Annotated in this window: 11 protein-coding genes and 1 pseudogene; 2 read left to right on the forward strand and 10 right to left on the reverse strand. The window is 72.0% G+C overall.

Going from position 1 to position 11,809, the window contains the following annotated elements; all coding sequences use genetic code 11:
• Window positions 1-13 precede the first annotated feature (13 nt).
• Genes OG226_RS10040 through ribA form a run of 5 tightly spaced genes read right to left on the reverse strand, consistent with a single transcriptional unit; the run spans window position 14 to window position 5,034 of the window.
• Entirely contained in the window at window positions 14-1,168 is a 1,155-nt protein-coding gene (locus tag OG226_RS10040; RefSeq protein WP_329348644.1) for a saccharopine dehydrogenase family protein, read from the reverse strand.
• Window positions 1,161-2,228, reverse strand: a complete 1,068-nt coding sequence (locus tag OG226_RS10045; RefSeq protein ID WP_329348645.1) for a saccharopine dehydrogenase — start codon at window positions 2,226-2,228, stop codon at window positions 1,161-1,163. Before OG226_RS10045 ends, OG226_RS10040 begins: the two co-directional genes overlap by 8 nt.
• On the reverse strand, window positions 2,225-3,370 hold the full coding sequence (locus tag OG226_RS10050) for an NAD(P)/FAD-dependent oxidoreductase (RefSeq protein ID WP_329348646.1): 1,146 nt from the start codon (window positions 3,368-3,370) through the stop codon (window positions 2,225-2,227). The genes OG226_RS10045 and OG226_RS10050 overlap by 4 nt, the downstream gene beginning before the upstream one ends.
• Entirely contained in the window at window positions 3,367-4,338 is a 972-nt protein-coding gene (locus tag OG226_RS10055; RefSeq protein ID WP_329348647.1) for an ornithine cyclodeaminase family protein, read from the reverse strand. The genes OG226_RS10050 and OG226_RS10055 overlap by 4 nt, the downstream gene beginning before the upstream one ends.
• 33 nt (window positions 4,339-4,371) lie before the next feature.
• On the reverse strand, window positions 4,372-5,034 hold the full coding sequence (ribA, locus tag OG226_RS10060; protein WP_318019959.1) for a GTP cyclohydrolase II: 663 nt from the start codon (window positions 5,032-5,034) through the stop codon (window positions 4,372-4,374).
• Window positions 5,035-5,072: 38 nt separating this feature from the next.
• On the opposite strand from ribA, the gene OG226_RS10065 reads away from it, so the two are divergent.
• Complete coding sequence (locus tag OG226_RS10065) at window positions 5,073-5,828, forward strand: creatininase family protein (RefSeq protein WP_328676463.1); 756 nt, start codon at window positions 5,073-5,075, stop codon at window positions 5,826-5,828.
• A gap of 140 nt (window positions 5,829-5,968) precedes the next feature.
• On the opposite strand, the pseudogene OG226_RS10070 reads toward OG226_RS10065, so the two are convergent.
• The 5 genes and pseudogenes from OG226_RS10070 to OG226_RS10090 form a co-directional block, all read right to left on the reverse strand.
• A pseudogene (locus tag OG226_RS10070) lies at window positions 5,969-7,054 on the reverse strand (lysylphosphatidylglycerol synthase transmembrane domain-containing protein); the annotation flags it as partial.
• Window positions 7,051-8,007, reverse strand: a complete 957-nt coding sequence (locus tag OG226_RS10075) for a trans-aconitate methyltransferase (RefSeq protein ID WP_329353355.1) — start codon at window positions 8,005-8,007, stop codon at window positions 7,051-7,053. The pseudogene OG226_RS10070 and the gene OG226_RS10075, both read right to left, overlap by 4 nt.
• A 149-nt stretch (window positions 8,008-8,156) precedes the next feature.
• Window positions 8,157-9,341: a glycosyltransferase family 4 protein gene (locus OG226_RS10080; RefSeq protein ID WP_328676465.1), complete on the reverse strand. Its 1,185-nt coding sequence runs from the start codon at window positions 9,339-9,341 to the stop codon at window positions 8,157-8,159.
• Window positions 9,338-9,736: a 6-pyruvoyl trahydropterin synthase family protein gene (locus tag OG226_RS10085; RefSeq protein WP_327400035.1), complete on the reverse strand. Its 399-nt coding sequence runs from the start codon at window positions 9,734-9,736 to the stop codon at window positions 9,338-9,340. Before OG226_RS10085 ends, OG226_RS10080 begins: the two co-directional genes overlap by 4 nt.
• Window positions 9,737-9,887: 151 nt before the next feature.
• Window positions 9,888-10,868, reverse strand: a complete 981-nt coding sequence (locus OG226_RS10090) for a zinc-dependent alcohol dehydrogenase (RefSeq protein ID WP_329348648.1) — start codon at window positions 10,866-10,868, stop codon at window positions 9,888-9,890.
• A gap of 105 nt (window positions 10,869-10,973) precedes the next feature.
• Here OG226_RS10090 and OG226_RS10095 point away from each other — a divergent pair, with 105 nt between their 5' ends.
• Entirely contained in the window at window positions 10,974-11,744 is a 771-nt protein-coding gene (locus OG226_RS10095) for a CDP-alcohol phosphatidyltransferase family protein (protein WP_329348649.1), read from the forward strand.
• Window positions 11,745-11,809: the final 65 nt, after the last annotated feature.

Here is an 11,809-nt window from a genome sequence, read left to right on the forward strand (position 1 = left end):
GTCGCTGCTACCGCTACTGATCGACTCGCAGTGTGAACTCCAGCCCCTCCCCCGCCAGTTCGCTCAGCCACTCCCGTGACCGTTCCGCCGTCTCCGCCGCCCGGTTCAAGCCGGACGGCAGGTCGTCGGACAGGATGTGTCGGACGGCGAGGGAGAGCGGGCGCGAGACGCAGCGGGCCATCGCGCTCTCCTCCTCGTCACCGACCAGGTCCAGGAGGTAGCTGCCGGACCAGGTGTCGCCCGCGTCGCCCCGGACGTCCAGGGTCACCGCGAGGACGACCCGGTCGTGGTCGGCGTCCGTGGTGGGGTAGGTGGCCGCCAACTCCCTTGCCAGTGCGGCGATCCGGGTGTCGTCGCCCGCCTTCAGCTCCTCGAACACCGCGTCCCAGGCCCGCAGCCAGCCATCGAGGCGCAGGGTGCCGCGCACGAAGGTCCGGGGTGTCCAGCCCGCCGGCAGGCCGTACTGCTCGATGAACGGCACGCTGTCCCGGTTCGGATAGACCTCGAAGGTCTCGCCGTCGACGACATGCGGCCGGGTCACCTCCCAGGGCCGGCCGGCCGTGGTCTCCGCGCCGTCCTCCAGGTACCGCGCCGGTGAGCGCAGCGCGCCCAGCACTCCGGCCGGTGCCCAACTGAACCGGTACCGGAAGTCGTTGGGCACCGCGGGAACCCCGCCGCAGTACGAGGTGAGGCTGTACGAGGCCGCAGTACCGTCGCTGATCGCCTCCCGGGCTCGGGCGACGAGGCTGTGCGCGAAGAGGTGGTCGATGCCGGGATCGAGACCGGCCTCGGTGAGGACGACGATCCCCGCCTTCTCGGCCGCCGGGACCTGTTCGAGGACGGCGTCCGAGACATAGCTGGAGCAGGCGAAGTGTGCCTGCCGCCGCACGCAGACGGCCAGGAGCGCCGCGTGCTCGGGTGCGGGCAGCATGGAGACGACGACGTCTCCGGGCGCCAACTCGGCCGTGAGCGCGGCGAGTCCGAACGCTCGCGGCTCGGCCCGTCCCGTCAGGCCCAGGTGGTCCAGAGCCTGCGCCGCACGCTCTTCGGTGCGGTGCCACAGCCGTACCCGCACGGCCGTGTCGCAGAGCAGGGCGAGGCCGCTGCCCGTGGAGAGTCCGGCGCCGATCCAGTGGACGGTGCCGCTCGCGCGCACCACGTCAGACATGGCCCAACTCCCCTTCCGCCACGGCGATTCCGAGTTCACGGGACTTCGTACGGAACAGGTCCAGATTGCGTCCCCACGCTCCGCCGGTGACGAAGTCCAGGAGTTGGGGCAGCAGCGCGGCCGAGAAGTCGGTGCTGGACTCCTTCGGCAGGAGGGACGGCAGGTTGTCGATCGCGATGAGGTCTAGCGGGGGACGTTCGTGCAACTGCCGTACCGGGGCGTCCCATTCGGTCGTGCGGTCGTAGACCGGCAGGACGTTGAGGGGTGAGCCGACGTCGCAGGTGACGTCGGAGACGGTGCGGAGGCGGCGGGCCGGGTCGTCGAGGTCCGGCTCGCGGAGGAAGGGCGGGACCGGGGTCGTAGCCAGAACACAGTTGACCAGCACGTCGTGGGCCAATAGGGCCGGGCGGTCCAGGTTTTGGGTCTCGGGCAGGTCCCAACAGGTCGGTTCGATCCCGGCCGTGGAGAACGCGACCCGCGCTCCGCGTCCGCTGCGGCCCAGCGCGCCGATCACCAGAGCGCTGAACTCATCGTCTCCTGCGACGAGTTGGAGCGTCTTGTCCAGCTCCTCCTTCGAGGTGGGCGTCAGCGGTGCGACCAGTCGGCCCCGGTGCTGGAGGACGGCCAGGGCCGCGCCCAGGTAGCCCGCCCAGAATCCGAACGCGGCGAGGCGGCGCCCCTTGTCGTCCACCAGGTATTCGAGGTCGAGCAGCGCTCCTCCCCCGGCCGCGAACCGGCGCAGCAGGTCGCTCGCCCCCGGCTGGCCCTTGTAGGCGTGGCCGAAGAAGATATGACGGTGAGTCAACTCGGTGGGCTGGTCCGGAAGTTCCTTGAGGCCGAGGATCACCGTGTCCTGCGGCGCCGACGCCCAGGAGTCCGCGGGTACGACGCGGGCGCCGATCGCCTCGTACTCCTCGATGGGGAAGATCCGTTGCGGGGACTCCTCGACCGTGAGGGTCACGCCGTTCTCGACGAGGTGGCGGGCGTCGGAGGGGACGACCGGGGTGCGGCGTTCGGTCGTTCGGGGCTCGTGGCGCAGCCACAGTTGGAGCTCGGTCATACCAGGTTGACCTCCGGGCGCGGGGCGTCGGCCGCGAACCGGCCGGCGCTCAGGGGGCTGACGTCCACGAAGGGTACGTGGCCGAGGTACAGGTCGCGGACGACCTCGCCGACGGCCGGTCCCTGGAGGAAACCGTGGCCGGAGAAGCCGGTGGCGTAGAGGAAGCGGGAGACCGAAGTCGCCTCGCCGATCAGGGCGTTGTGGTCCGGCGTGTTCTCGTACAGGCCCGCCCAGCCGCCGGTGCGGCGCAGCTCCAGGAGGTCGGGGGCGCGGCGGCGCATGGCGTCGGCGAGGCGCGGGATCCAGCGGTCGTGGGTGTCGGTGGCGAAGCCGGGACGCTCGTCGGGGTCGGACATGCCGACGAGGAGGCCGGGGCCCTCGGTGTGGAAGTAGAGGCTGGTGGTGAAGTCGATCGTCATGGGGAGGTTCGGCGGCAGTCCCGTGACCGGTTCCGTGACCGCGATCTGGCGGCGCAGCGGCTGCACGGGGAGGTCCACGCCCGCCATCGCGCCGATCGCCCTGGACCAGGCGCCGGCCGCGCAGATCACCGTGTCGGTGTCGATGCGGCCCAGGGTCGTCGCCACCGCGGTGATGGTGTCGCCGTGGGTCTCGATGCCGGTGACGTCGGTGTGGCGCAGGATCGTCGCGCCGTGGGCCCGGGCGGCGGAGGCGTAGCCGTGGACGACGGCTTCGGGGGTGCAGTAGCCGTCGTCGGGCGAGTAGGCGGCGGCGATGAGGCCGTCGGTGCTGATCAGCGGGGAGAGGCGGCGGGCCTCGACGGGGTCGATGAGGCGGCTGGGCACGTCGAGGGAGTTCTGCAGCCGGACGCCCGCCTCGAAGGACGCGACGTCCTCGGGCGTGGAGAGGAGGAACAGGTAGCCGACGCGATGTAACCCGATGTCGTGGCCGGTGTCCTCCTCGAAGCGCTCGAAGGCCTCCAGACTGCGGGCGCCCAGCTGCACGTTGAGCCCGTCGGAGAACTGCGCCCGTACTCCGCCGGCCGCCTTGGAGGTGGACCCGGCGGCGAGTTCGTCCCGTTCGACGAGGACGACATCCCGGACGCCGGCGCGGGCCAGGTGGTAGGCGATGCTGGTGCCGATGACCCCGCCGCCGATGACGACGACCTCTGCCTGACGCTTCACGGGCGCTCCTTCTTGGCCGCGTGGATGACGGCCCAGGCCGCTGCCGCGTCCTGGATGCCGAGTCCGACGCTGTTGTAGTAGACGATGTCGTCGGGTCGGGTACGGGCCGCGCGGCAGCCGGTGAGTGCGGCGCCGAGCGGGATCAGGTCGGCGGGGGTGAGCAGGCCGGCGCGCAGGGCGTCGACGATCGGTCCGGCGTGCTCCGCGGCCGTCTCCGGGTCGTCGACGACGACGGCGGCGGATCGCCGTAGAACCTCCGGGTCGACCTCGCTGCGGGTGGGTTCGAAGGAGCCCACGCTGACGACCGTGCAGCCGGGCGCGAGCCAGGCGCCGTGCACCACCGGGGTGGTGCTGAGGGTGCAGGCGGCCACCACGGACGCGTCCGTCACGGCCTCCTCAGCTGTGGCCACCGCCTCGACGGGGAAGGGCAGTTCGGCCGTCAGCGTCTCCGCGGCCCGTGCGCGCCGCTGGGGGTTCGGGCTCCACAGGCGTACGGATGTCAGGTCCCGGACCCGGGCGATCGTGCGGACGTGGGCGAGGGCCTGGGTGCCGGAGCCGAGGACGCCGAGGCGGTCGGCGTCGGGGACGGCCAGGACATCCACGGCGACGGCGCTGCCTGCGGCCGTCCGCAGGGTCGTCACCGCCGTGCCGTCCATGACCGCGACCAGCTGTCCAGTGGACCGGTCCAGGGCGCTGATCACCGCGTGGATCGTGGGCAGCCCGGCGCGCGCGTTGGCGGGGTTGACGCTGCCGAACTTCGCCACCGCCCCGGTGTCCGCCGACAGCCGGGAGACGTAGGCGAAGACAACGCTGTCGTCGAAGCGGCTCGGGTGCATGATCTTGTCGGGCAGGTCGGCTTCGCCGGCACCGAGCGCGGTGAAGGCCGCGCGCTGCGAGGCGATGGCCGTGTCGGTGTCGAGCAGGTCCGTGACCCGGTCGCCGGAGAGGAAGAGGACGTCGTCGGTCATTCCCTCTTCCTGTCCGGACCGCGCTCACCCGAATCAGGACCAGTGCGCCACCGCGTCCAGATGGGGCAGGTGGTGGTCGAGACGCTCCCGCTTGGTGCGGAGGTAGGTGATGTTGTTCTCGCAGGGCGGGATCAACAGCGGTACCTCCTCGGAGACTTTGATGCCGTGTTCCAGCAACGCCTCGCGTTTGCGCGGGTTGTTGGAGAGCAGCCGGACGCTGGCCACCCCGAGGTCGTGCAGGATCTCGGCGGCGACGCCGTAGTCACGGGCGTCGACCGGCAGGCCGAGGGCGAGGTTCGCCTCGACGGTGTCGAGTCCCTCCGCCTGAAGAGCCATCGCGCGCAACTTGGCGAGCAGGCCTATGCCGCGGCCCTCGTGCCCTCTCAAGTAGACGACGATGCCCCGGCCTTCGGCGACGACGGCTCGCATCGCGGCGTCGAGCTGGTCGCCGCACTCGCAGTGCTGGGAGCCGAAGGCGTCGCCCGTCAGGCACTCCGAGTGGAGTCGGGTGAGTACGTCGTCCGTGCCGATGTCACCGTAGACCAGGGCCACTTGCTCGTCACCGCGGTCGTGGTCCAGGTAACCGATCGCCTGGAATTTGCCGTACACGGTGGGCAAGGGAGCATTCACGACGCGTTCCGCGCCCCTGGGCTGCGCGGACTTCTGCTTGCCGAGTACGCCAATGTTTTCTGTCATGATCTGGTTCCTAAGCAGAGACGAAAGGCCGTGAAAAAATGAATGGTTCGGACTCACGGACGGCGGCATACGGACTGGTGCCGGCGGACACCACGGAGGACGTGCGGTCTAGGGGGGCAGAAGTATCAACACAGGTCGCCGTCCTTCCGGTCGGCAGTTTCGAGCAGCACGGCCCGTATCTTCCGCTGGCGACCGACACGTTGGTCGCCTGTGCCGTGGCCCGGGAGATCGCCGCGGTGTACCCGGTGCATCTCCTGCCGCCGGTGACGATCGCCTGCTCGCACGAGCACGCGGCCTGGCCGGGGACCGTCAGCATCTCTTCCGTGACCCTTCATGCGGTGGTGCGGGACATCGCGGACTCGCTCCGCCGCTCGGGAGTCGGGACCCTGGTGGTGGTCAACGGTCACGGCGGAAACTACGTGCTGGGCAACGTCGTTCAGGAGTCCTCCGCGCGCGGTGAGCGGATGGCGCTGTTCCCCGCCGCCGAGGACTGGGAGACGGCGCTGGAGCGGGCCGGAGTACTGACCTCGTTGCTCACCGATATGCATGCGGGGGAAATCGAGACCTCCATTCTTCTGCACGCTCATCCCGAATTGATCCGTCCCGGATATGAGACCTCCGATTTCGTCGCCGACGACCGTCGCCATCTCCTGACGCTCGGTATGTCCGGCTATACCGAGTCGGGCGTCATCGGGCGCCCGTCCCTCGGCTCGGCGGAAAAGGGGAAGGCACTGCTGGCGAGCCTCGCCGATTCCTTCGGCGCGTATTTCTCGATGCTGACCGCGGAGGCCTGAGCGGGCACCGGGCCCGGTACGGCGGTGCCGGGCCCGGCGGTGCGCAGGCCGGTGTACCAGCGGGCGACCAGGACGAGCAGGCCGGGCAGGGCGGCGACGAAGCTGAGCACGCCGTAGATCACCGAGACGGACAGGCCGCTGCTGGCGCCGAGGCCCGCCGCGCCGAAGGCCCAGGCGGTGACGCCCTCGCGGGGGCCCCAGCCGCCGACGTTCAGCGGCAGGCCCATGGCGACGAGCGCGAGGATCGCGATCGGCAGCAGCTGGGCGACCGTGGCGGCGGAGCCCGCGGCCCGGGCGGCGACGACGAACATCGCGAGGTGGCCGGCGAGGATGACGAGCGAGGAGAAGGTGACGCCGGGCCAGTTGGCGCGGGAGAACAGTCCGGCGCGGGCCTCGTCGAGGGTGGTGCGCAGGGCGCGGCTCCGGCGGGTGGCGGTGGCCGGACGGTTCATGCGTACGGCGGCCACGACCGCGAGTGCTCCCAGGGCGGCGAGCAGCACGACCGGGGCGATGCTGCGGACGTCGCCCATCACCGGGGAGTCCAGGCCCAGCAGGACCGTCACCCCGACGACGGCGAGCGCGATCTGGCCCGCGACGCGTTCCAGGACGACGGCGCGGACGGCGCGGCCCATGTCGCCGGCGCTCTGTCCGTGGCGTACCGCGCGGTGCACGTCGCCGAGGATGCCGCCGGGCAGGGCCGCGTTGAGGAACAGGGCGCGGTAGTAGTCGGCGACGGCCGGGCCGAGCGGCAGCTTGATGCGCAGGCCGCGCGCCACCAGGGCCCAGCGCCAGGCGCTGAACACCGTGGTGACCACGCCGATGAAGAGTCCGATCAGCAGGGTCGGGGCGTCGATGCGGCGCAGGCCGTCCAGGAAGACGCCGGTGCCCAGCCGCCAGAGGAGGACGCCGAGGATGGTGACGCCGGCGACCGTGCCGAAGTGGGTGCGTACCGCGCGGGAGTTCACCCGGTTCAGGATCGCGCGCAGGACGCGGCGGGCGCCGGAGGCGCGGTCGGCGGTGGGGCGCGGGGCGGCGACGATCACCCCGATGCGGTCGCCGGAGACGGCCGAACTGTGCAGCGGCGGGGTGTGCTTGGGACGGCGTACCGCTTCCACCGCGGTCTCGGTACGCAGGGCGAGGGCGACCGGTGTGGACCGGTCCACACGCACCCTGCGTGTCCTGGTGCTCGGCCGCGGTGCGACCGTCCTCATCGTCTCGACGCTCATGACGTGCCCCCCGTCGGCCGGGCCAGTGCCAGCAGGTCGCTGTGGTGGACGAGCACGCTCAACTCCCCTGCCGCGCAGGCCGCGAGGCGCCGTTCCAGATACTGGTCGGCACGCTCCTTCAGCTCGGGGCGTTCCTCGACGGCCGCGCCGATCCAGCCGCGCAGCCACTCGGCGGTGAGGGCGGCCTCGTCGGGGCCGAGCCGCCAGGCGCTCGGGTGGACGCGGACCGTGGCGCCGTGCGCGGCGAAGGCCTCGCAGGTGACGGTGACGGCGTCCGGGCCGAGGAGGCCGTCGCGCCGCTGGTGGGCGTTGAACGCGTCGGCGATCTCCGCGTCCATCGGGTCGGCCGGGGTGAGTTCGACCTTGCCCGCCACCGACAGGGTGAGCAGCGCCGGGCAGCCGGCGCCGACACAGGCGGTGACGAGGGCGTCGACCTCCTCGCGGGTGAGGACGTCCAGCAGCGCGGAAGCCGTCACCAGCGAGGCGCCGACCAGCGCGTCCGGGGTCAGCCGGGCCACGTCACCGCGCCGGGTCTCCACCGTGACGCGGCTGCCGTCGGCGGCGGCGCGGGGTGAGGCGACGGCGGCGAAGTGCAGGAGGTAGGGGTCGCGGTCGTGCAGGATCCAGTGCTGGGCGCCGTCGAGGCGGGGCGCGAGCCACCGTCCCATCGAGCCGGTGCCGCAGCCCAGGTCGTGGATGACGACCCCGGAGCGGCCGGGCAGGTTGGCGAGCCGGATGCGCAGCGGGTCGAGCAGTTCGGGCGCCCGCGCCACGGCGTCGGCACTTTCCCGCAGCTCCAGCCACTCGGGCGCGTAGCGCGGCGGGTCGTCGGGTCCGACGTCCCGCAGCCGTACGGTGGCGCGCTCGCCGGGGCGGCCCGCGGGCCCGGCGCCGGGGATCACGGAACCCGGCTCTGTCTGCTCGCCCGCGTCCACTTGGACCGTTCCCGCCATGATGTCCTCCGGCCCCGGCTGTCCAGCCGTCAGGTCCTTCGCGTCGGCCTGCGCCGGGGCGACCAGCATGCCCAGCGGTACGCCCCTGGGTCCCGGCTGCGCCGGGATCCGTCCAACCTGTGCCGTGGCCCGTGTGGGCCGCGTGTTCCTCATGCCGCCCTCCGGGGTTCGCTGGGGAGCCGGGTGAGGACGCCGGCCAGGCTGCGGGCCGTGGTGGCCCACCCGTCCAGTGCCGCACGCCGGCCCCGGGCCGCCGCCTTGAGCCGCCGGCGTACGTCGGCCTCGCCGAACCAGCCGCGCAGTTCGGCGGCGAGGGCGGCCGGGGCCTCCGGCGGGACGAGGATGCCGGGCACCCCGCCGTCGGGGGCGCGGCCGACCGCCTCGGGCAGCCCGCCGACGTCCGTGGCCAGCACGGGAATCCCGCGCGCGAGGGCCTCGGTGACGGCCATGCCGTAGGTCTCGGCGTACGACATGAGGACCATGAGGTCGGCGGAGGCGTAGCTGGCGTCGAGTTCGGCGCCGGCCTGCGGGCCCGCGAGGTGCAGCCGGTCCTGGAGGCCGTACTGCTTGATGAGGCCGCGCAGGTGGTCGACGTACTCCGGGTCGTGGCCGAGGCCCCCGACGCAGACGCAGGTCCAGGGCAGGTCGGCGGCTGCGGCCAGGGCCTCGATCAGCCGGTGCTGCCCCTTGCGCGGGGTCACGGCCGCCACGCACAGCAGGCGGGATACGCCGTCGGTGCCGGAGGCGAGGGGCGCGATGTCGGCGCCGGGGGTCGCGACATGGACGCGCTCGGGGGCGAGGCCGTGGTGGGAGACGAGGCGGCGGACCGCCCACTCGCTGGTGCCGATGACGGCGGACACCGCGCGCAGGACCGTCCGTTCCTTCTCGTCCAGGTCGGCGGCTACGGCGGCCTCCAGGCCGGTCTCGTCGCCGAGCGGGAGGTGGACGAGGACGGCCAGGCTCAGCCGGTCGGCCTCCGGAACGATGATCTCGGGGACCGCGCAGGCGACGATCCCGTCCAGCAGTACGGCGGCGCCGTCCGGCAACTCGCGCAGCACTCGCGCCAGTTCGGTACGGGCGGCGGCACCGGGCCGGGGCCACTCGCCGTCGACGGCGTGCTTGTGGACCTGCCAGCCGAAGCCGGGCAGGTCCAGGCTGACCCGCCGGTCGTAGGCGTTGCCGCCGCTCGGCGCGGCCGGGTCGTCGACACCGCCCGGCATCACGAAGTGCACGCTGCGCAGGGACATGGGGATGATCTCGGCATTCCGGGAGGCCGTGCGCTGTGCGGGCAGGAATCCCAGCGAGGGGGCGCGGTCGATGGTCACGTCGCTCACAGGGCACGCTCGTAACTCGCCCAGGCAACGTGCGACTCGTGCAGGGTGACCTGGAGTCCGGTGAGACCGCGGGCGCCCTCGCCGAGCGCGCCCTTCTCGATCCGCCCGGCGAGCCGGTCGGCGATGACCTTCGCGAGGAACTCCGTCGAGGTGTTGACCCCGGCGAAATCGGGTTCGTTGTCGAGGTTTCTGTAGTTCAACTCGCTCACGACGGCGCCCAGTTCCTGGGTGGCCAGACCGATGTCGACGACGATGTTGTCGTCGTCCAGCTGCTCGCGCCGGAAGGTGGCGTCCACCAGGAACGTGGCTCCGTGCAGCCGCTGGGCGGGCCCGAACACTTCGCCGTGGAAGCTGTGGGCGATCATGATGTGATCGCGAACGGTGATGCTGAACAACGGACGACCCTCCAGGTGCGGCGCGTCTGGTCCCCCGGCTGATCCCTGCCGGGGGATGCCGTCTAGTACGGCTCCACGTCTCCCCCTGTTCAGCCGACTCTCACTCTTTTCTCAGGTCAGACGCTCTTGCTCGTACGGAATTGAACAGTTCTCAGCCGATGTCGGCGTAACGCACCCGGTGGCACAGCGCAGGGATCTCCCCCGAGGCGAGCCTGGGCAGCAGCTGGGGCAGCTCCTCGAAGTCGCTCTCCCCGGTGACCAACGCGTCCAGCGCCGGGTCCGCGAGCAGGTCGAGGGCGAGCGCGAGCCGGTCGGCGTAGCTGCGATTGGCGCGCGCCGGGGAGACCGTGCCCACCTGGCTGCTGCGGATGACCAGGCGGCGGGAGTGGAAGGCCTCGCCGAGCGGGAGGCTCACTTTCCGGTCGCCGTACCAGCTCAGTTCGAGGACCGTGCCCTCGGCGCTGAGGAGTTCCAGCGCGCGGGTGAGGCCCTGTTCGGTGGCGCTGGCGTGGACGACGAGATCGCAGTCGCCGAGCGCGTCCGCCGGCAGCGCGAAGCCGACACCGAGCGCCTCGGCGGTCTTCGCGCGCGCGGGATCGGCGTCCACCAACTGCACCCGCACACCCGGGAAACGGCCCAGCAGCGCGGCCACCGAGCAGCCGACCATGCCTCCCCCGACCACCGCGATCCGGTCGCCGACCAGCGGCGCCGCGTCCCACAGCGCGTTGACGGCGGTCTCCACGGTCCCGGCGAGCACGGCCCGCCCGGCGGGCACGGAGTCCGGCACCGGTGTCACGGCGCTCACCGGGACGACGTAGCGCGTCTGATGCGGATAGAGACAGAAGACGGTACGGCCGAGCAGCGCGTCCGGGCCCTCCTCCACGACCCCGACGTTGAGGTAGCCGTACTTGACCGGACCTGGGAAGTCGCCCTCCTGGAAGGGGGCCCGCATGGTCGCGTGCTGGTTCTCGGGGACGCCCCCGCGGAAGACCAGGGTCTCGGTGCCGCGGCTCACGCCCGACCACAGGGATCGGACCACCACCTCGTCCTCGGCGGGGTCGGGCAGGACGACGTCGCGTATCTCGCCGTGGCCCGGTGGACCGATCCAAAACGCCCTCGCGGTGCGCTTCATCGGGATCCTCCTGAACGATCGGGAAGCTGTTCACGTACGGGTAACCACAGGCCGCGCACAGTACGCGGCGTTGATCGACTCTGTCATACGGCCGGAGGGTGTGCGGTGGCCCTGAACAACACATACGAAGCAAGGCTGGTCCAGCAGGAGACCGCTGTGGGAGCGGGCGTTCAGATCCTGTTGCTGGCGTTGCTCGGCACGGCGATCGGGATGGGGCCGGCCGGCTGGCTGACCGGCCTGGCATTCGCGATCGCCACCTGGGCCGTGCTCTCCAAGGCGCTGCACCGGACCCGGACCCGTTCCTTCGGCCCGGCCAACCGGGTCACGCTCGGCCGGGCCATCCTGGTCGGCGGGGTGACCGCGCTGGTCGCGGACTCCTTCGAGAGCTCGCCGCCGGTCACGTTGCTGGTCGGGCTGACCGCGGTGGCCCTGATCCTGGACGGCGTCGACGGCAAGGTCGCCCGGCGCACGGGTACCTCCACCGCGCTGGGCGCGCGGTTCGACATGGAGGTCGACGCGTTCCTGATCCTGGTGCTCAGCGTGTACGTCTCCACGCAGCTCGGGCCGTGGGTCCTGCTGATCGGCGCGATGCGCTACGGGTTCGTCGCCGCGGCCCGCGTCTGGCTGTGGCTGAACGCCCCGCTGCCGCCGAGCACCGCCCGCAAGACGGTCGCCGCCACGCAGGGCATCCTGCTGCTCCTCGCGGGCGCGAACCTGCTGCCGCACGCGGCCAACATCGCCGTGGTGGCCCTCGCGCTGGGCACGCTGGTGTGGTCGTTCGGCCGCGACATCCTGTGGCTGTGGCGCACCTCCCGCGCCTCCCTCGTCGAGGAGGTTCCGGCGGAGGAGAAACTGCTGGAACTGGTCTCGCGGTAGGGACGGTCACGCCGAAGGGCCCGGATCACTGATGATCCGGGCCCTTCGGCGTACCCCCTTGGCTG

Source organism: Streptomyces sp. NBC_01261 (genome assembly GCF_036226385.1).
In the GTDB taxonomy this organism is placed as follows: Bacteria; Actinomycetota; Actinomycetes; order Streptomycetales; family Streptomycetaceae; genus Streptomyces.